Genomic DNA, 21,214 nt, shown 5'->3' with positions numbered 1-21,214 from the left:
AAAGCGATCAGGAGAGGGTGGAAGGAATAACGATTTGTCGTAGTTCGCTACGGCCGTTGATCTGCTCGATCAGCTGCGAGGCCGCTTGTCGTCCGGCTTCGGCATATCCTGGATCGACGGTGATAATTTCCGGATGGAGGAATTTCATCAGCGGCGTACTGCCCACGCTCGCCAGCTGTAGATTCTCAATTCGCTGCTCTTGCAGATATTTGCTGACACCAAGGGCGAGGGTGTCCGTCGCGCAGACTAAGGCAGTGGTTTCCGGGGTGATGACGTTGGCGGCCTGCTCATAACCCTGCTTCATGGCAAGACCCGGTAGCGCGGCTACAGGATGCAGTTTGTGTTTCTTACAGAACGCCAGGTAGGCTTCATGGCGGCGCTTACCGGTGGTCACGTCGCTATGGGGAACGCCAAGAAAGCTGATATGGCGATGCTCGCGATCGTATAAACGCTGCATCAGGGTGCGAATGGCGCCTTCATCGTCATAGCAGACGGAGGCAAAGCCTTTGGCATCTCTTGCCAGCAGCACCAGCGAATCCTGCCAGGAGGCGAGCATGGATTCACTTATGCCGGTAAAACCAAACAGCACCACGCCGTCAATATTGCGGCGTCTGAGCATGCCGAGATGCTCTTCAACCAGCTCGGGCGAGAACTGGCTTTCCATCATGATCGGGTCGTAACCCTGCTCATAAAAGGCGGGCAGCATGGTTTGTACGGCGAGATTTTCCGAAAGCGAGTCCAGACGCGTGACGATGATCGCCACCACCTTGTCACTTTGTCCACGCATGGCGCGAGCGGAGCGGGAAGGGGAAAAACCGTGCTGATTCATCACCGCTTCAACGCGTTCGCGGGTGCGTTCGCTCACGCCGCTTTCATTGTTAAGCACACGGGAAACGGTTGATTTTCCCACACCGCTTAAGCGGGCGATGTCTTTAATTGTCAGCCGGTTTTGCATCCTGTTTTCCCGTGTTGCGTGTGAAGTTATGCCAAATAGAGAATAACTTTACTCAAGCGCAGCGCAATGGGCAAAGTCTGGTATACGTTTGGTTTAGTTTCCATGGTTTATCATACTGCCATAATTGCCACAAACCTTATGGTTTTCTGCGTATAATCCGCAGCGCAAATCATTCACTTACCGGAGGCTATATGGATCCCGATCCCACCCCTCTCCCGAGATGGAGAAACACCCCTTTCCGGTAAGCCTGTCTTTCACTGTCTTACCGGAGCAGTAAGACAGTGACGTTCTGACGTCCCTGTTGTGATTTTAATATTGTCATCAGGTAAGGCTTTGCCACGCCTGAAGGATTTACTGCGCCTGTTGAGACTGGCGCAGAGGGACTGCCTATGTTCAAAAATATTACTCGCCAGCTATTTGCCCGGCTAAACCGCCATTTACCACACCGTCTGGTGCATCGCGATCCGTTGCCTAATGCCCAGACCGTTGCCAGCACGCCGATCCCGCCATCGCTGAGCGAACATTGTCTGAAAATGGCGCTGATGGACGAAGCCGCGCTGTGGAAAACGTTTGGCGCGCACCCGGAAGGATTAAACGCCGCAGAAGTGGAAAACGCTCGCGAATTACATGGCGAGAACCAACTGCCGGCGCAGAAGCCGTCGCCGTGGTGGGTGCATCTGTGGGTCTGCTACCGCAACCCGTTTAATATTTTGTTGACCATCCTCGGTGCGATTTCCTATGCCACCGAAGATCTGTTTGCCGCTGGCGTCATTGCTCTGATGGTCGTCATCTCTACGTTACTGAATTTTGTGCAGGAGGCGCGTTCCACCAAAGCGGCAGATGCGCTGAAAGCGATGGTCAGTAACACTGCTACGGTGCTGCGCGTTATCAACGAGAAAGGAGAGAATAGCTGGGTTGAACTGCCGATCGACCAGTTAGTTCCCGGCGATATTATTAAGCTGGCGGCAGGGGATATGATCCCGGCCGATCTGCGTGTGGTGCAGGCTCGTGACCTGTTCGTGGCCCAGGCTTCGCTGACCGGTGAATCGCTGCCGGTGGAGAAAGTCGCAACCAGCCGCGACCCGCAGCAAAGCAACCCGCTCGAATGCGATACCCTGTGCTTTATGGGCACCAACGTGGTGAGCGGCACGGCGCAGGCCATCGTGATTGCGACCGGAGCCAATACCTGGTTCGGGCAACTGGCGGGCCGCGTCAGCGAGCAGGAAAGCGAGCAGAATGCTTTCCAGAAAGGGATCAGTCGCGTCAGCATGCTGCTGATCCGTTTTATGCTGGTGATGGCGCCGATTGTGCTCATCATCAACGGCTATACCAAAGGCGACTGGTGGGAAGCGGCGCTGTTTGCCCTGTCTGTCGCGGTGGGGCTGACCCCGGAAATGCTGCCGATGATCGTCACCTCGACGCTGGCGCGCGGGGCGGTGAAGCTGTCAAAACAAAAGGTCATCGTCAAACACCTCGACGCCATTCAGAACTTTGGCGCGATGGATATCCTGTGTACCGATAAAACGGGCACCCTGACACAAGATAAAATTGTACTTGAGAATCATACAGATATATCTGGTAAGCCCAGCGAGCACGTCCTGCATTCTGCGTGGTTGAACAGCCATTACCAGACCGGATTGAAGAATCTGCTGGATACGGCGGTACTGGAAGGCGTGGACGAAGAATCAGCTCGCCAGCTTTCTACCCGCTGGCGGAAAATCGATGAGATCCCGTTTGACTTCGAACGCCGCCGCATGTCGGTGGTGGTCGCTGAAGAAACCGATGTGCATCAGCTGGTGTGCAAAGGCGCGCTGCAGGAGATCCTCAGCGTCTGCACCCAGGTGCGCTACAGCGGTGAGGTTGTCCCGTTAGATGACAACATGCTGCGTCGGGTGAAGCGCGTTACGGACACGCTGAACCGCCAGGGGCTGCGCGTGGTGGCGGTGGCGACGAAATACCTGCCTGCGCGTGAGGGCGATTACCAGCGTATTGATGAATCAGATCTGATCCTCGAAGGCTATATCGCGTTCCTCGATCCGCCAAAAGAGACCACCGCGCCAGCGCTCAAAGCGCTGAAAGCCAGCGGTATTACGGTGAAAATCCTGACTGGCGATAGCGAGCTGGTGGCGGCGAAAGTGTGTCATGAAGTGGGGCTGGATGCGGGCGATGTGGTTATCGGCAGCAGCATTGAAGGGTTAAGCGACGATGAGCTGGCAACGCTGGCCCAGCGCACCACGCTGTTTGCTCGTCTGACGCCGATGCACAAAGAGCGCATTGTCACGCTGCTCAAGCGCGAAGGTCATGTGGTTGGCTTTATGGGGGATGGCATTAACGATGCCCCGGCGCTGCGCGCGGCGGACATTGGTATCTCCGTTGACGGCGCGGTTGATATTGCGCGTGAAGCGGCTGATATCATCCTGCTGGAAAAGAGCCTGATGGTGCTGGAAGAAGGGGTGATCGAAGGACGCCGTACTTTTTCTAACATGCTGAAGTATATCAAAATGACGGCCAGTTCTAACTTCGGTAACGTGTTTAGCGTGCTGGTGGCGAGCGCCTTCTTACCGTTCCTGCCGATGTTGCCGCTGCACTTACTGATTCAGAACCTGCTGTACGATGTATCCCAGGTGGCGATTCCGTTTGATAACGTCGACGAAGAGCAGATCAAAAAGCCGCAGCGCTGGAATCCCAGCGAGTTGGGGCGCTTTATGATCTTCTTTGGACCGATCAGCTCGATCTTCGACATTCTGACATTTTGCCTGATGTGGTTCGTCTTCCATGCGAATACGCCAGAACATCAGACGTTGTTCCAGTCTGGCTGGTTCGTGGTAGGCCTGCTGTCGCAAACGCTGATTGTGCATATGATCCGTACCCGCCGCGTGCCGTTCATCCAAAGCCGCGCCGCATGGCCGCTGATGCTGATGACGCTGGTGGTCATGGTGGTAGGCATTGCATTACCGTTCTCCCCGCTGGCCAACTATCTGCAATTGCAGGCGCTGCCGCTGAGCTACTTCCCGTGGCTGATTGCGATTCTGGCGGGCTACATGACATTAACCCAGCTCGTGAAAGGTTTTTATAGCCGCCGCTACGGCTGGCAGTAAGCACAAGATATCGGCTGCGTTGGCCCCTTAAAAAGCCAACGCAGCTATAACCTGGCGCAGGAAGAATATCGGTATCGCCCGATGATTCGCGCCGCAGAAAATTCATGCGTATTATTATTTCTGTTAAAAGATAATTAATTCGATAAATGTGAATGATAAGTGAATAAATTCACGTAGAATATTGTTTTTTAATATTCATACATTAAAAATTATAATTTATAAGATATGCCTTAGCACCCCCCCTCCATTCATTCCGTAAAATATCGAGAATTAAAAAATTTACATAAAAATCTATGATTGCAACATGTTGTATTTTATGTTTTTTTTAATGATTCCTTTATTCTTATTTTTATCAATCCCAATAAAAACAATGTGTTGAGGTATATATTCATGACGGTGATTCGTTGTTATGAAATATGTCTTTGGATATACTCGCTTCTATATAAATTTATTTATATGGTGCCGCTGTATTACAGATTCGGAGAATCTGCGGCGGCGTGTTTCGTCGCTATGTCGTTTTATCTATATCATTTCGCTCACATCAGAGAGAGTAACATTATGCAAAGGAAAGCTATTTCATTTTGTATTGCCCTGGCATTAAGCGGTAATACATTTGCCGCCGATCTTAACAACAACGAAGACAAAAAAAAGCAGTGTCCCGAAAATATCAGCAGCCTTTCTCAGGCTGAGCTGGCTAAACTGTCGCCGGAGTGCCAGAAAGCCACGGAAAGCGTTTTAGAGCAGGGCTGGGCGTGGGCGGTGGGCGGTATCGCTGCTGTGGCCGCCACGGTGGGTATCGCGGCGAGTGGCGGCGGCGGCAGCCATTCGTCCTCCGGGTTGCCTGTTGATCCAATAACGCCTGTGGACCCGGTAACACCTGTCGATCCGGTGGACCCCGTTACACCTGATACCCCCCCCTCTGTTTATGACAATGGCGTTACCCTTGACCGGGGCGCGAAAACCCTGACCTTTGCCTCGCTGGTGGTGAACGGCGTCACTTATACCAATGCCACCTTCGCCATTACCAAGCAGGGCGACGGCTACCTGCTGACCGCGCCGGACGGCAAAACTCTGACCGTGACCAGCCTGAACGTGATGGGCAATGCGCTGGTGATGCAGGGAACGTACGGCAGTAACAACCTGTTCTGGTCGTACAACCGCGCAGGAGAGCTTACCCTGGCGAGCGCAGACACCACGGTTATCAACGGCGACGGGCAGCAGAAAACGGTTGATGGCGGCTCCACCGCAGGCGGCCCGGGCGATACCGGGACGATTATCAACGGTGATGATAACGATGTTAATGTGAATGGCGATACCGGCGCTACTGGCGGCGGCACCGGCACCGACGTGAACGGCAACGACAACACTATCAACAACGGCGGCAAAAATACCGCAGACGGTGAAGGCTCCACCGGTACAGACGTGACCGGTGACGGCAACGACATCAACAACACCGGTGATAACAGCGGCACCAACGGCGGCACTGGCACCGGCGTGGACGGTAACGACAACACCATCAACAACGGCGGCAAAAATACCGCAGACGGTGAAGGCTCCACCGGTACAGACGTGACCGGCGACGGCAACGACATCAACAACACCGGCGACAACGGCGCCACCAACGGCGGCACCGGCACAGACGTGGACGGCAACGGCAACACGGTTGATAACGGTGGCAACAACACCGCCGACGGTGCAGGCTCCACCGGTACAGACGTGACTGGCGACGGCAACGACATCAACAACACCGGTGATAACAGCGGCACCAACGGCGGTACCGGCACCGGCGTGGACGGCAACGACAACACCATCAACAACGGCGGCAAAAACACCGCAGACGGTGAAGGCTCCACCGGTACTGACGTGACCGGCAACGGCAACGACATCAACAACACCGGTGATAACAGCGCCACTGGCGGCGGCACCGGCACTGACGTGGACGGCAACGACAACACCATCAACAACGGCGGCAAAAACACCGCAGACGGTGAAGGCTCCACCGGTACTGACGTGACCGGCGACGGTAACGACATCAACAACACCGGCGACAACGGCGCCACCAACGGCGGCACCGGCACCAGCGTGGACGGAGACGGCAACACGGTTGATAACGGCGGTAAAAACACTGCCGACGGTGCAGGCTCCACCGGTACTGACGTGACCGGCGACGGCAACGACATTAACAACACCGGTGATAACAGCGCCACTGGCGGCGGCACCGGCACTGACGTGGACGGCAACGACAACACCATCAACAACGGCGGCAAAAACACCGCAGACGGTGAAGGCTCCACCGGTACTGACGTGACCGGCGACGGTAACGACATCAACAACACCGGTGATAACAGTGGCACCAACGGCGGCACCGGCACCAGCGTGGACGGAGACGGCAACACGGTTGATAACGGCGGCAAAAACACCGCTGACGGTGCAGGCTCCACCGGTACTGACGTGACCGGCGACGGTAACGACATCAACAACACCGGTGATAACGGCGCCACCAACGGCGGCACCGGCACTGACGTGGACGGCAACGACAACACCATCAACAACGGTGGCAAAAACACTGCCGACGGTGCTGGCTCCACCGGTACAGACGTGACCGGCGACGGCAACGACATTAACAACACCGGTGACAACAGCGCCACTGGCGGTGGTACCGGCACTAAAGCTGACGGTAACGGCAACACCATCGACAACAAGGGTAACAACACTGCCGATGGCGCAGGCTCTACCGGTACGGATGTAGACGGTAACGGCAACAAAATCATCAACGAAGGCGACACCAGCGCAGCCAATGGCGGCACCGGCACTAGCGTGGACGGCAACGACAACACCATCGACAACAAAGGTCAAACTACGGCTGATGGGACTGGCTCCACCGGTACTGACGTAACCGGCGACGGTAACAAAATCAACAATGAAGGTGGCACCAGCGCAGCCAATGGCGGCACCGGCACCAGCGTGGACGGCAACGACAACACCATCGACAACAAAGGTCAAACTACGGCTGATGGGACTGGCTCCACCGGTACTGACGTAACCGGCGACGGTAACAAAATCAACAACGAAGGTGATACCAGCGCAACTGCTGGCGGCACCGGCACCAGCGTGGACGGTGGCGGCAACACCATTGACAACAAAGGCACCACCACCGCAGAAGGGGAAGGCTCGACCGGTACTGATGTCGCGGGTAATAACAACACCATTAATAACGATGGCGCCAGCAAAGTCATTGACGGTGCGACGGGGGCAAAAGTCAGCGGTGACGGCAACACCCTGAACAACGCAGGGGAAATGACCGCAGGCAGTACCGACAGTACCAAACCGAGCATCGGGGTGGATGTTGCCGGTAATAACAACACCATTAACCAGAACGGTAAAATGGTGGTGGGTGATTTCTCCACCGGTCTGAACGTGACGGGTAAATCAAACACCATTAACCTGGCGTCTGAAGAGATGAGCATCACCGGTAATAAGGCTACCGGGGTCAACGTTTCCGGCGAAGCCAATACGGTGACGCTGACCGGCAATATGGTGGTGGATAAAGACCAGAAATCCCCGCAGGCGAAGGACTATTACGCTACCCCTTCGACGGGTATTAATGTCAGTGGTAAGGGCAATACCGTAGCGCTAGACGGGCATCTGCAGGTGATCATGGATAATGAGTCGGCTGGACGTACGATGGAGTCTATCCGTGGAGTAACAGTTACTGGTAACGATAACAGTGTTTATCTGAAAGGGGGAGTTGAACTTACTGGCGAAATTGATCAACTTGGCGCTAATGTTAGTTCTTCCGCCGCTCCAGTAGTGTCTGTTAATGGTAAATCATCGATTTATCTGGATGGCGACTCATCCATTAATGGTAATTACGTAGATGCTTTCAACAACGGCGTATTTCAGGTAACAAATGGCGGTACTCTTGAAATTGGTGAAAAGGCCACGGTCAGTTCCAACATAGAGAGTATGAATACCTCCTGGGAAATGCGTGGTAGTAGTTTGGTTATGCTTGATAGTGGGAGTCAAATGCTCAATAAGGGGACGCTCACTTTACGTGACATCAACTTAGTTGATCTAAGAGGTTCATCGTCCTTTATTAATGAAGGTTCAATGAATCTCGAAAGAACAACAGCTTTGAACCCGCCTAACAATGCTGACGGCGTAGGATTGTTTGGTGTATTAAACCGAGGATCGTCAAGTAGTGTAAACAATGGAACGATCACCGCACATGTACTCAATCAGGGTGCTGTGCAGCATATGCCTAACATGTGGGTTTCTTATGTATTAAACAACGATAGCCATGCCGTGAACCTTATGACTGGGGTTGATGGGGGGCAATCTATTAATAATGGTACGCTGGCTTTATATGGTCGTGGCGAAGCGATGCACGCATCTAATGCAAATGCAAAAGCAGATAACTACGGAACCATTACTACAGATGCGCTCTGGAAAGATGCCAATGACACAACCACTATCCCTGCCGGGGTATTCTCCAGGGCAGCTATCGATTTTGCCATTGGCATGGGGGTAGGAAATACCTATTCAGCAGGAAGTAACGGTTCGGCAGTTAACCACGAAGGGGGAACCATCACCATTTATAATGCTGGTGCTGCTATGGCAGTTGTTGGGAGTAGTAACACAATTACTAACCAGGGCGTTATTAATCTTGAGAAAAACGAGAACTACGATGCCACTAAACCGCTTGTTGGCATGGCGGTGTATAAAGGTGGTACGGCCATCAACGATGTCACCGGTGTGATTAACATCAACGCTGAGAACGGGCAGGCGTTTTATTCCGACGGTAATGCCAGTAACCGTATTATCAACTACGGTGCCATTAATCTTGGCACCAATGTACCGGCAACAGCAGATAACAGTGGAACGCTTGCTGCACCTGCGTTTGCTGATGGTACTGACTTGGGTGGCACCACGCTGGCCAAGGATTCGGTTGTTGCGGTGGGAACAACGGTTAAAAACACCGGTACGGTTGATGGCACCTCAGCACTGCTTGTTGCTGGCATCTATAACAACCAGACTGGTGCGGCGACCAATGCGCCGGTGACCGTCAACGCCAGCGGCGTGGTGAATAACGCGGGCACCCTCAGCGGTGCGACAACGGTTGACGGCACGCTCAGTAATGCCGGCACGGTAAACGGCGTCACCACCGTCTCCGCCTCCGGGAAAGTCGTCAACACCGGCAGCATGACCAGAGGCGTGAAGCTGAACACCAGTGCTAAAGTCACCAACAACGGCACCGTCGCGCTGGGCAGCAGCAGCGATGCCAACAACGCCAGCATCCTGGAGCTGAAAAACGACAGCGTGTTTGAAAACGCTGCCGGTGGCATCGTGACGCTCGATAACACTAAAAATGCCATCCACCTGAACAACAACAGCACCCTGAAGAACGACAAGGGGGCGACCATGAACTTTACCGCCGCCAGCAACAATTCAACGGCGGTGAATATCTGGAACAATACGGCGGACTTTATCAACGACGGTACGGTAAACGCCACCGGTGTGACGGTGGTAGGATCTGCCGGTAACGCGGCCGCCGATAAGGCCTTCTTCTGGAACCAGGATGACGGGGAAGTGAACTTTGCCGCTTCCAAATCCGGTCAGAGCGCGGTCAGCCTGACCCACAGCAACTATGCGGGTATTAACGACGGCACCATGAATATCAGCGGCAACGGCGCCATTGGTATGAAAGGCAGCCAGAATGCCCAATTGGTCAACAACGGCACTATCAATCTGGGGACAACCGGTACGGATGAAACCGGCATGATTGCCATGCAGCTGGATGCAAACGCCACGGCGGACGCGGTGATTGAGAACAACGGCGCAATCAATATCTACGCCAAAGACTCTTACGCTTTCAGCCGCCTGGGTGCAAACGGTCGCATCATCAACAACGGCACGGTCCTGCTGGAAGGCACCGGCAGCGGGCTGGTGAAAGAGTCCGGCGTGACAGTGGAAGGTAACGGCACCGGTGGCAACGGCACGGAAACCCATGCGGCGTCCTACACCCTGCCGGTCGACCCGACCGCCCCGGTGCAGAGTAAAGGCCTGCGCTCCAGCGTCAGTCAGTACACCATCGGCACCAGCGCGAACGGCACCGCCGGTACGCTGACCGCCGATTATGTTGACCTGGGCGACGTGGACGTGGATACCGGCTTCACCGCAGGTACGGCTGCCACGACTCAGACCTTCAACGACGTGTTTGTTGGCGAAGATATCCAGGGTGAGCAGAACATCAAATCCACCAGTGTGGTGTGGAGCGCTCAGGGCCAGAAGGATGCCAGCGGCAACGTTGACGTCACCATGACCAAAAACGCCTACACCGACGTGGTGACCGACAGCAGCGTCAGCGGTGTTGCCGGCGCGCTGGATGCCGCGTACACCAACAACGAGCTGTTCAGCAGTCTGAACCTGAAAACCTCTGCCGACGTGACGAAAGCGATGAAGCAAATCAGCGGCAACAAGGCTGTGAACGTCTCCCGCGACGCCCGCAGACTCAGCAACCGCTTCGATATGCTGGCGGATGCCGCGCCGGAACTGGGTAACGGTCTGTCGTTTAACCTGGTGGCGAAAGGTGACCAGCGTGCCGAACTGGGTAAAGACACTCAGTACGACATGATGGCCCTGCGTCAGAAACTGGGCTTTGGCGATAATCAGTCGCTGACCATGGAGTACGGTATTGCCCGTCTGGACGGTAAAGGCAATGTCTCTTCCGGCAGCGACGGTATCACCGGCGGTTACAGCCAGTTCCTGGGTCTGGAGCACGCCATGCCGCTCGGTGAGGAAGGTCTCTCCTGGAACAACGCCCTGCGTTACGACGTACATCAGCTCGACAGCAAACGCGGCATTAACTACGGTGATGTCAACAAACAGGCGCTGGCGGACAGCCGTCAGCAGTACCTGGAGCTGCGTACCGAGGGTCGTAAAACCTTCACCGTCAGCGAAGGGCTGGATGTTGTGCCATATGCTGGTCTGAAACTGCGTCACACCATGGAAGACGGTTATCAGGAGCGCGGTGCTGGCGACTTTAACCTGAACATGAACAGCAGCACGGAAACGGCGGTTGATTCAGTGGTGGGTATGAAGCTGAGCTATGCCGGTAAGGATGGTTGGGCAGCAACGGCGACGCTGGAAGGCGGCCCGAACCTGAGCTACGTCAGTACTGGCAAAAAAGCGTCCCTGCAGGGGGCGGCAGGTCAGAGCTTCAACGTTGACGACGGTCAGAAAGGTGGCAGCATCAACAGCATGGCACAGGTGGGTGTGAAGTATAACGCCGGTAACACCAGCGCCGGGCTGGACGCTTTCCACTGGAAAGAGGACAGTATCAGCGACAAGGGCTTTATGCTGAATATTAAACACAATTTCTGATAACAGCCTGAGTGAGTAAAAACAGAACCGCCGGAGTGATTTCCGGCGGTTTTTTTTACGCTTAGCGACGAACGGCGATCGCTTCAATCTCGATTTTCACGTCTTTCGGCAGACGGGCAACTTCCACGCAAGAACGCGCCGGGAAGGTGGCGTTGTGCTCGGTGAAGAACGCTTCGTAGGTCGCGTTTACGGTTGCGAAATCGTTCAGGTCTTTAACGAAGACGGTAGTTTTTACGATGTCGCCCACTTTCAGGCCTGCTGCTTCAACGATAGCTTGTACGTTTTCCAGCGACTGACGCGCCTGAGCGGACACGTCTTCCGATACGGCACCGGTTTTCGGATCGACCGGGATCTGACCGGAAGTGATTACCATGCTACCCAGGTCAACGCCCTGAACGTATGGGCCGATTGCTGCTGGTGCATTTTCCGTCGCGATAGTCTTGCTCATGATTTCTCCTGAATTACAGCGGTAATAGAATGTTCCCGGCCATTATAGGGAGCCGGGAAATCATTACCAACACCAATTAGTTGGCCAGCACCACATAATGCGAAAACTCTTTTTCACAGTATTTGCATTTGAGTGCGATGTCGTCAGCGCGCTTTTTCACTGAAAAACTGGACGATACTGGTTCAGCATGGCTGATGCAGTTGCTGTTCGGGCAAACCAGCACGTTATCGATACGTTCAGGCAGGCTCGGACGTGATTTACCCACCACGTCATAATCGTCAATGCGGTTTACCGTTGCCTGCGGAGCGTACAGGGAGAGCTGGTTTACCTGCTCGTCGGTCAGGAACGTATTTTCGATTTTAATCAGGTCTTTACGGCCCATCTCGCCAGACGGCAGGTTCAGGCCGATGGTGATACGCTGGTCGGTTTCAGTCAGTTTGAACAACGTCAGCAGCTTAAAACCAACCTGTGCGGGAATGTGGTCAATTACGGTGCCACGTTTGATGGCTTCAACCTGCAGTTTGTTATCGTGTGTCATCTCTTTTTCTCCCTTACAGTGCCAGTTCGCTATTCAGTACCAGTGCCAGTAACGCCTGGCGGGCGAAGATGCCGTTGCCAGCCTGCTGGAAATACCAGGCGTGCGGCGTCTTGTCGACGTCGGTGGTGATTTCATCGATGCGCGGCAGCGGATGCAGCACCTTCATGTTCGCTCTGGCACCGTTCAGATCGCTGGCACGCAGAACAAACTGTGCTTTCACATTGGCGTATTCGGACGGGTCCAGACGCTCTTTTTGTACGCGGGTCATGTAGAGGATATCGACCTCCGCCATTACCTCTTCGATAGTGCCATGCAGGCTCCAGGCGATACCTTTTTCATTCAGCATATCCAGAATGTATTGCGGCATGGCCAGCGCGTCCGGGGCGATGAAGTAGAAGCGGTTACCTTCGAACTTTGCCAGCGCCTGGGTCAGGGAGTGGACGGTGCGGCCATATTTCAGGTCACCCACCATGGCGATTTGCAGATTGTCCAGGCGGCCCTGCGTTTCCTGAATGGTAAACAGATCCAGCAGCGTTTGGGTGGGATGCTGGTTGGAACCGTCGCCGGCGTTAAGTACCGGCACGTTACCGGAGAACTCGGTTGCCAGACGCGCGGCACCTTCCTGCGGATGACGCATCACGATGGCGTCGACATAGGTGCTGATGACGGAAATGGTGTCGGCCAGAGTTTCGCCTTTTTTGCCAAGCGACGTGTTGCTGCTGTCAGAGAAACCCACCACGCTGGCGCCCAGACGGTGCATGGAGGTTTCAAAAGATAAACGGGTGCGGGTTGACGCTTCAAAGAAGCAACTGGCGATGACCTTATGTTTTAACAGCTCTGGCTGCGGGTTAGCTTTTAATTTCGCCGCCGTCGCGAGGACCAGATTAAGGTCATCGCGGCTGAGGTCGTTTATGGAAATGATGTGTTTTTGATAGAGCGGGTTAGCCATGTTTATCTCCTGACGCCTGGGCAAAAAAAAAGCCCCTCAATTGAGGGGCTCGGAATGGGTGATCAACGGAAAGAAAAACGGCAGGCCAGCGTCCTTTTTCAGACGCGGTAAGACAAAATGTCGTACACACTGAACCATACATCCTCCCGGCAAATTGTCCGCGATTATACTCAGCTCCGTTATGGGATCAAGCGAAAAATGCACTATTTATTCATCGCAAACGGTTCTTATGAATTTTAATTCATTTTGAATAGATAATTAATCTGTTTATGGACCAGGCCCGTTCGCTGTACCACCCGCGGCGCGACCCAGACAATACTGCTACCGGCAATGACGCCGAGAATTTCTGGCAACGCGTGATAATCGAGGATTCTGGCTACGGCGCGACCATAGCCAGCCGCCGTGTGGATGAGGATAAACTCGCTATTGTGTTCCACGCTGACCACCATTTCAGCAATCGATCGGGCAGCATCAGGCGCGGGTCGTGATTGCGGATTTACAGAATAAATTTTTTGCCCTTTTGTATTTCTTATTTTTATAGCACCGAGCAGTTTCAGCAGACGAGATACCGTTGACTGGCTAATCCCGGTGAAACCATGGTGTTGTAGATCGCGGCGAAGCGCTTCCTGAGACAGGTAGCTTTTTTCGCTAATCAGGCGCTGACAAATCGCCAACTGTTTCTGCTCTTTGGTCGAGTAATCATCGAATTCCTTCATAAAAACACCCTAAATTTATCATTTGTATCAATGCGATGGCGAAATTCACCACATTTGCAGTATCAATAACGGCTCAAACGGGCGGTTGTGCAGAAAAACGAGAGCGCGCTCAAAAAAGCCGTCGGGATCCGACGGCCAACAGGACTACAGCATCGCGCCGATACTCAGAACAACCATGTTCAGCACCGTCAGAATTAGCAGCAGTGGTGCGACCCATTTCAGGTAGCGCACATAAGGAACACGAGCGATGGCCAACCCACCCATCACAACCGCTGAGGTGGGGGTAATCAGATTCACAATGCCGGAAGCGGATTGATACGCGGTGACGACCAGATCCCTTTGCACATGGGCGAAGTCAGCCAGCGGGGCCATAATGGGCATCGTGAGCACCGCCAGGCCAGACGAGGAAGGGACCAGGAAGGAGAGCAAGACTTCCAGCCAGTAAGTCACATTGATGAAAATGGTGGTGGACAGACCGGAGACTAAATTTTCGGCGCTGTGCAAAATGGTGTGGGTGATCATGCCGTTGTCCATCACCACGACGATACCGCGCGCAATGCCGATAATCAGCGCCACACCGAGCAGATCCCGTGCCCCGTCAATGAAGGTACTGGTGAATGCTTCTTCACTCATGCGGGCAATCACGCCGACGATAATCGCAGATGCCAGAAAAACCCCAGATATTTCAGCCATCCACCAGCCGAGCACCGCGACGCCATAAATCATCACTGCAAAGGCGGCGGCGAATATCAGCAGGATCCACTTACGCGTAGCCGTGAATTCAAGATTGGTATTGGCGCGACTACCGAGAAAATGGGCACGGTTTTCCTCCATTTTATCGGCCACGATGGAAAGCTCAGGATGGCTGCGAACTTTCCGTGCATAGCGCATGACCCATACCACACAGATAACATAGCCGACGACCAGCAGCAGAATGCGCATCAGCATTCCCTGGGTGAAGGGGATCCCGGCGGCGTTAGCGGCGATAACCGTTGCGAAAGGGTTGATTGTTGAACCGAGGGTGCCGATGCCTGCGCCAAGCAAAACGGTTGCAGCAGCAACCAGTGGATCAAAGCGCGCAGCCATCATGACCGGAACCAATAAGGTGTAGAAAGGAAGTGATTCTTCCGCCATGCCGTAAATCGTGCCTCCGGCGGCGAAAAGTCCCATCAGGATGGGGATCATCCACTCTTCTTTGCCGTTCAGCCTGACCGTCACGCGTTCGATGCCGGCGTCGATGGCGCCCGTTTTGTTTACCACGCCGAGAAACCCGCCAATAATCAGGACAAACAACGCCACATCAATCGCGCCTGCGGTGTAGGTTTCGTGGTTATAAAGCCCGTCAATCGGAGCCAGCAGTACAGCCGTTAAACCTTGTGGATGCGCCTCTGTTGGGGCATAGGTACCGGCAACCGGCACTTCTTTGCCCAGGGTGGCATTCATCGCCATCTGGTATTTCCCGGCTGGGACAATCCAGGTCATAACGGCGACGAGCGCAATAAGAATAAACAGGATGGTATACGCGCTGGGAAATTTGAATTTGCCCATGATGTTCTCCGGATAGCTTGGGCATATGCCGCCAGGCGACACATGCCCGCTGGGGTTAGTCGCCGAGTGTCGCTACCATGACCGCTTTGATGGTATGCATCCGGTTTTCTGCTTCGTCGAAGACGATGGAATGCGCTGACTCAAATACCTCCTCCGTGACTTCAAGCCCTTTCAGGCCGTAAGCCGCTTCGATTTCACGGCCCACTTTGGTGTGCTCGTTATGGAAGGCGGGCAGGCAGTGCATGAATTTCACATTGGGATTGCCGGTTGCATCGATGACCTGCTGGTTAATTTGATAAGGCGTCATCAGGCTGACGCGTTCTGCCCACGCCTCTTTGGGTTCCCCCATCGAAACCCAGACATCGGTGTAGAGAAAGTCCACGTCGTAAACGCCTTCCTCAACATCCTCTGTGAGCGTAATGCGCGCGCCCGTCACGCTGGCGATTTCACGGCATTCGGCAACCAGCGCCTCGTCCGGCCAGAAGGATTTCGGTGCGACCAGACGAATATCCATCCCCATTTTCGCCGCGCCGACCATCAGCGAATTGCCCATGTTATTGCGGGCGTCACCGAGGTAAGCGAAGCTCAGTTCGGGTAAGGTTTTACCCGGGGCGTGTTCCAGCATGGTCATCAGATCCGCGAGGATCTGCGTAGGGTGGAATTCATTCGTCAGCCCGTTCCAGACCGGCACACCAGCGAACTGACCCAGTTCTTCCACGATCTCCTGGCCGTAGCCGCGGTATTCAATACCGTCATACATGCGGCCTAACACGCGGGCGGTATCTTTCATCGACTCTTTATGACCAATCTGAGAGCCGCTTGGGCCAAGGTAGGTCACCTGTGCGCCCTGATCGAAAGCGCCGACTTCAAAGGCGCAGCGGGTGCGAGTTGACGTTTTTTCGAAGATTAGCGCGATATTTTTACCAACCAGCGTTTGCCTTTCGCGTCCGGCTTTTTTTGCCGTTTTTAACTCGATAGCCAGATCGATCAGGTACTGGATTTCCGTTGGGGTGTAGTCCAGCAATTTGAGAAAATTGCGATTTTTCAGGTTAACAGTCATGAAAATATCCTTATGTAGGCTGGATAAGGCTTCGCTTTACCCAGCAAAAAAAGCCTTAAGCGTTAATATCAGTGGCTTCGCGCCGAATTAGCGTGCCTTTGTCACCGGCGAGAATGGCCGAACCGTCAGCCAACGAGCCGATGCCAGCAATCCCGTGACAGTGAGAGACAAATTCCGCGCAGGCGGTGACTTTGGGGCCCATTGAACCGGCGTCGAATTGCATTTCGCTGAGCCGTTCCGGCGTAACCTGGGCCAGCGGGCGCTGGGTAGGTTTGCCCCAGTCGAGATACACCGCATCGGCATCGGTCAGGATCAGCAGCGCATCGGCGTGGATTTGTTTGGCGAGCAGGGCGGCGGAGAGATCTTTGTCGATCACCGCTTCAATACCGTGGTAGCCATCGGCTTTTTCCACCACCGGTACGCCGCCACCGCCGTTGCAGATAACCAGATGATCGCGGGCGATCAGTGTGCGAATGGCGTCACTTTCCACGATACGTTTGGGTTGTGGAGAGGGCACAACACGGCGGAATGCTTTACCATCGGCTTTGAAAACCCAGCCTTTTTCCGCCTGCAATGCATGGGCCTGGGGTTCGTCATAAATCGGCCCGATATATTTGGTGGGATTGCTGAAGGCCGGATCGTGGGCATCGACTTCAACCTGAGTCAGCAGGACACTAATTTCACGCTGTGGGAGCTGGTTTTTCAGGGCCTGTTGCAGCATATAGCCAATCATTCCCTGACTTTCTGCGCCGAGAATATCGAGCGGATAGGGGGTGACGTTGGCATAAGCACTGTTTTGTAACGCCAAAAGTCCAACCTGCGGGCCATTGCCGTGTACCAGAATTACGCGCCACTGCTGCGTGAGTTGAGCGAGAGTTCTTGCCGCCAGCTCAATATTCTTGCGTTGGATGTCGGCTTCCAGCGGTTCGCCGCGTTTGAGTAGCGCATTGCCGCCCAGCGCCACAACCAGGGTAGGTTTGTTTTCCATAACGTCTCCTTAAATACCGTCGCGTTCTAGTGGGCAACTCATGCAGCGCGCACCGCCGCGCCCACGTCCCAGTTCGTCGCCAGGAATGGGTAAAACAGTGATGCCAGCTTTGTCGTATTTCTCGTTGGTCCAAATGTTGCGTTCGTAGCCCACCACAACCCCGGGGCGCAGCGTCAGAACATTGTTCGCGTCATTCCACTGTTCGCGTTCAGCTTCGAAGGCGTCGCCACCGGTGGTGATCAGATTGATCTGGTCGAGGCCAAGTGCTTTTTCGAGGGCATGTACCAGCGTACTTTCCTGGGTGCGTTTCAGGCCGCCACGCCCGTCTGGTGTCAGGGTCCAGCACTGGACATCCGGGCGCACCACTTCCGGGTAGACGGAGAAGGTATCGATATCGATGTGGGTCATGACGGTATCGAGGTGCATACAGGAGCGATGTTTCGGCAGTTCGACTGCGATGACGCGTTCTGCCTGGCGATGCTTAAAGAGCGACTGGGCAAGGAACTCAATGCCCTGCGGCGTGGTACGTTCCGACATACCGATGAGAACTGCGCCGCGACCAATGACCAGTACATCTCCACCTTCTAATGTGGCGTGGTCGTAATTAATATTTTCATCGCCGAAATATTTAATAAACTCACCATCGGCAAATTGTGGATGCCAACGGTAAATCGCCCGCAAGTTATTAGTTTCTCGTTGACGTGCAGTTTTTGCCATTGGATTAATGGATACGCCGTTATATATCCAGCATGAGGTGTCGCGGGTAAATAAGTGGTTTGGTAATGGCTTCATAATAAAGTCATTAATATCGTGAGTATCGACTACCATATTTTTGATTGAGGCAGGAATTTCTCCGTATGTCAGCCCACCGCTTAAATGTCGGGCGAGCTCCCGGTGCTGCATATCTGCAAGCCAGGCGCGAATATCCGTGGCGAAAGCGGGGCCAAGGCGATAATCAGAAATTTGTGTATCCAGTAGCCAGCTTTTGGCATCGGGGATATCCAGAGTTTGTGTCAATAAATCAGTGAGTAACAGAACCTCAATTCCCTGTTGACGTAACGTGTTGGCGAAAATGTCATGCTCTTCTCCTGCACGTTCTACCGAAAGAACATCATCAAAAAGCAGTTCCTGGCAATTTGACGGCGTCAGCCTTTTTAGGCTGAGGTTAGGGCGATGTAGCATTACGCTACGTAATTGACCGATTTCAGACCCGACATAATGCTTTTCCATCATTATTCCTTTAATACGATTTTAAAAAATAAAGAGGAGGTGCCTGCAAATAATGTTTATTGCAGTCATGGTTTTTCAGCTGATTTCAGAATCTATATTTAGATCTTATCTGATATAGAAACGTGATTCATTTCACAGTCAGGTCGATGTTTGGCATTTGTTGTTTAATTTATGAGATGGCTCTGAGAATTTAAAAAATAAAAACATGAATAATTGAATTACTACGCAGGAATATGTCTTGTTATTTAACTGTGTTAATTTTATGTACATATTTAAATATTTAATAAATTAAATAGTGCGTTGATTTTTATATATTTTTCTATATTTAATGAATTTTTATGCGAATCTATTATTTTATTATTTGTGCTGTAAGGTTTATTTCAAAATAAATATGACGATGAAGAAAGATAACGAAGGAGACGTAAACTGTGATCGATTGCTGGTTTTTATAACAAAGCTTTCTATAACAGTGAGTTAGTGACTGACTTGAAAAGTATGAGACGAAAGTTATGCAGAGTTTATGCATAACCTGTTGCTGGCTATTAGCAATTATTTAACATCATCAGCGATAAACATGCGTTGACGCAAAATATCGGCAAATAGCAGTGGTATGGCAGACCGTTTTTTCGTATAACAACTAAAATGAAACGATGTTTTAATTAAGGGGTTTGAAATGATTGTCGGCAATATTCACAACCTGGATGCCTGGCTGCCGGAAGAGCTGCGTCAGGCGATTGAGCACATTAAAGCGCACGTGACGGATGCGACGGAAAAGGGTAAACACGACATCGACGGCGAACGTCTGTTCTATCTGATTGCTGAAGATATGACGGAGCCGTTTGCGCAGCGCCGCGCCGAATATCACGCTCGCTATCTGGATATTCAGATCCTGCTCAAAGGTCAGGAAGGCATGACTTTCAGCACGCAGCCTGCGGGCGCACCGGAAACTGACTGGCTGGCGGATAAAGATATCGCCTTCCTGCCGGAAGGCGAACAGGAGAAAACGGTGGTGCTGAATGAAGGTGACTTCGTCGTCTTTTATCCGGGTGAAGTGCATAAACCGCTGTGCGCAGTCGGCGCTCCGGCGCTGGTACGCAAAGCCGTGGTGAAAATGCGGGTAGCATAAACCGGTTTGCCGGGGGCGACTTACCCGGCCTACGGAAGCATGATGGTAGGCCGGATAGGGTGCGTCAGCATCGCCATCCGGCAATTCAATCACGCAATGCTATGATTTGGAAAGCGTCGCGACCATCACCGCTTTGATGGTGTGCATCCGGTTTTCCGCCTGATCAAATACGATACTGGCGGGTGACTCAAACACCTCGTCGGTCACTTCCATGCCGCCGTGCAGACCATATTCCAGCGCCATTTGTTTGCCAAGCGTGGTTTGATCGTCATGGAACGCGGGCAGGCAGTGCAGGAATTTCACCTGCGGATTGCCGGTCAACGCCATCATCGCGCTATTAACCTGGTACTTACGCAGTTGCGCAATACGTTCGGCCCATTTCTCTTTCGCTTCGCCCATCGATACCCAGACGTCGGTATAGATGAAGTCCGCGCCTTTCACGCCCGTGGCGACATCTTCGGTTAGCGTTATATTGCCGCCGTTTTTCTGTGCCAGCGCTTTGCACTCTGCAACGAGGCTTTCCTCTGGCCAGCAGGCCTGGGGCGCGACCAGGCGCAGATCCAGTCCGGTTAACGCAGCGGCTTCCAGCATGGAATTGCCCATATTGTTGCGGGCATCGCCGGTGTAGACCAGCACCATCTCATTAAACGCTTTACCCGGCAGGTGTTCCTGCATCGTGAGTAAATCCGCCAGCAACTGGGTGGGGTGAAATTCGTTGGTTAATCCGTTCCAAACCGGAACTCCGGCATATTCCGCCAGCGTCTCGACAATTTCCTGACCGTGGCCCCGATACTGAATACCGTCGTACATACGACCGAGTACGCGGGCGGTGTCTTTGATCGACTCTTTATGACCAATCTGGCTGCCGCTCGGCCCGAGATACGTCACGCGCGCGCCCTGATCGTATGCGGCAACTTCGAAAGAGCAACGGGTGCGGGTTGAGTCTTTTTCGAAGATGAGCGCGATGTTTTTACCGGTGAGTTTAGCGACCTCGGTACCGTTTTTCTTATCCGTCTTGAGCTGCGCGGCGAGCTGGAGCAGTGACGTGAGTTCAGCAGAGGTGAAATCAAGCAGTTTCAAAAAATGTTTCTGATAAAACGCAGACATAGTTCCCTCACATGGCTTAGGCCATTTATTGAATTAAAATTCAATTTATATGGATGTTTATTCATTTG

General features: G+C 53.3%; 15 protein-coding genes. 4 read left to right on the top strand and 11 right to left on the bottom strand.

Annotated features, from left to right (window positions below):
* Positions 1-7: 7 nt before the first annotated feature.
* Complete coding sequence (treR, locus tag HVZ39_RS21990; RefSeq protein ID WP_016155565.1) at positions 8-955, bottom strand: trehalose operon repressor TreR; 948 nt, start codon at positions 953-955, stop codon at positions 8-10.
* A gap of 389 nt (positions 956-1,344) precedes the next feature.
* On the opposite strand from treR, the gene mgtA reads away from it, so the two are divergent.
* Both mgtA and HVZ39_RS21980 read left to right on the top strand, forming a co-directional pair.
* Positions 1,345-4,053: a magnesium-translocating P-type ATPase gene (gene mgtA / locus HVZ39_RS21985; protein WP_181632973.1), complete on the top strand. Its 2,709-nt coding sequence runs from the start codon at positions 1,345-1,347 to the stop codon at positions 4,051-4,053.
* A 558-nt stretch (positions 4,054-4,611) separates the two neighbouring features.
* Positions 4,612-11,436 (top strand): hypothetical protein, encoded by a 6,825-nt coding sequence (locus tag HVZ39_RS21980; RefSeq protein WP_181632972.1) that lies wholly within the window; start codon positions 4,612-4,614, stop codon positions 11,434-11,436.
* 61 nt (positions 11,437-11,497) lie between these two features.
* On the opposite strand, the gene ridA is transcribed toward HVZ39_RS21980, so the two are convergent.
* From ridA to pyrL, 4 genes are all read right to left on the bottom strand, one after another.
* A complete protein-coding gene (ridA, locus tag HVZ39_RS21975; RefSeq protein WP_016151491.1) occupies positions 11,498-11,884 on the bottom strand; it encodes a 2-iminobutanoate/2-iminopropanoate deaminase in 387 nt (128 codons plus the stop codon).
* 76 nt (positions 11,885-11,960) lie between these two features.
* The gene (gene pyrI, locus HVZ39_RS21970) at positions 11,961-12,422 is read right to left on the bottom strand and encodes an aspartate carbamoyltransferase regulatory subunit (protein WP_016151492.1); all 462 of its coding nucleotides are present in this window, start codon (positions 12,420-12,422) and stop codon (positions 11,961-11,963) included.
* A 13-nt stretch (positions 12,423-12,435) separates the two neighbouring features.
* A complete protein-coding gene (pyrB, locus tag HVZ39_RS21965) occupies positions 12,436-13,371 on the bottom strand; it encodes an aspartate carbamoyltransferase (protein ID WP_016151493.1) in 936 nt (311 codons plus the stop codon).
* 36 nt (positions 13,372-13,407) lie between these two features.
* Complete coding sequence (gene pyrL, locus HVZ39_RS21955; RefSeq protein WP_003025819.1) at positions 13,408-13,509, bottom strand: pyr operon leader peptide; 102 nt, start codon at positions 13,507-13,509, stop codon at positions 13,408-13,410.
* Here pyrL and HVZ39_RS21950 point away from each other — a divergent pair.
* Positions 13,489-13,611 (top strand): hypothetical protein, encoded by a 123-nt coding sequence (locus HVZ39_RS21950; RefSeq protein ID WP_085951096.1) that lies wholly within the window; start codon positions 13,489-13,491, stop codon positions 13,609-13,611. The two genes, pyrL and HVZ39_RS21950, sit on opposite strands and share 21 nt — an antisense overlap.
* Here HVZ39_RS21950 and HVZ39_RS21945 read toward each other — a convergent pair.
* From HVZ39_RS21945 to arcA, 5 genes are all read right to left on the bottom strand, one after another.
* Positions 13,608-14,087 carry an arginine repressor gene (locus tag HVZ39_RS21945; protein WP_003839609.1) on the bottom strand — a complete coding sequence of 160 codons (480 nt, stop codon included), beginning with the start codon at positions 14,085-14,087 and terminating at the stop codon, positions 13,608-13,610. The two genes, HVZ39_RS21950 and HVZ39_RS21945, sit on opposite strands and share 4 nt — an antisense overlap.
* A 144-nt stretch (positions 14,088-14,231) precedes the next feature.
* Positions 14,232-15,635: a YfcC family protein gene (locus HVZ39_RS21940; protein ID WP_047499900.1), complete on the bottom strand. Its 1,404-nt coding sequence runs from the start codon at positions 15,633-15,635 to the stop codon at positions 14,232-14,234.
* 55 nt (positions 15,636-15,690) lie between these two features.
* Positions 15,691-16,695: an ornithine carbamoyltransferase gene (gene argF / locus HVZ39_RS21935; protein WP_016155572.1), complete on the bottom strand. Its 1,005-nt coding sequence runs from the start codon at positions 16,693-16,695 to the stop codon at positions 15,691-15,693.
* Positions 16,696-16,750: 55 nt separating this feature from the next.
* Positions 16,751-17,683, bottom strand: coding sequence for a carbamate kinase (gene arcC, locus HVZ39_RS21930; RefSeq protein ID WP_181632971.1), 933 nt, complete (start codon positions 17,681-17,683; stop codon positions 16,751-16,753).
* 9 nt (positions 17,684-17,692) lie between these two features.
* A complete protein-coding gene (arcA, locus tag HVZ39_RS21925; RefSeq protein WP_019078252.1) occupies positions 17,693-18,913 on the bottom strand; it encodes an arginine deiminase in 1,221 nt (406 codons plus the stop codon).
* Positions 18,914-19,586: 673 nt separating this feature from the next.
* On the opposite strand from arcA, the gene HVZ39_RS21920 reads away from it, so the two are divergent.
* Positions 19,587-20,039, top strand: coding sequence for a YhcH/YjgK/YiaL family protein (locus tag HVZ39_RS21920; RefSeq protein WP_016151499.1), 453 nt, complete (start codon positions 19,587-19,589; stop codon positions 20,037-20,039).
* Positions 20,040-20,138: 99 nt separating this feature from the next.
* Here HVZ39_RS21920 and argF (HVZ39_RS21915) read toward each other — a convergent pair whose 3' ends face one another.
* On the bottom strand, positions 20,139-21,146 hold the full coding sequence (gene argF, locus HVZ39_RS21915; RefSeq protein WP_181632970.1) for an ornithine carbamoyltransferase: 1,008 nt from the start codon (positions 21,144-21,146) through the stop codon (positions 20,139-20,141).
* Between the last annotated feature and the right edge of the window lie 68 nt (positions 21,147-21,214).

The organism is Citrobacter sp. RHB35-C21, assembly GCF_013816515.1.
GTDB lineage: Bacteria > Pseudomonadota > Gammaproteobacteria > Enterobacterales > Enterobacteriaceae > Citrobacter > Citrobacter braakii.
This window is presented reverse-complemented; position numbering and strand designations above follow the sequence as displayed.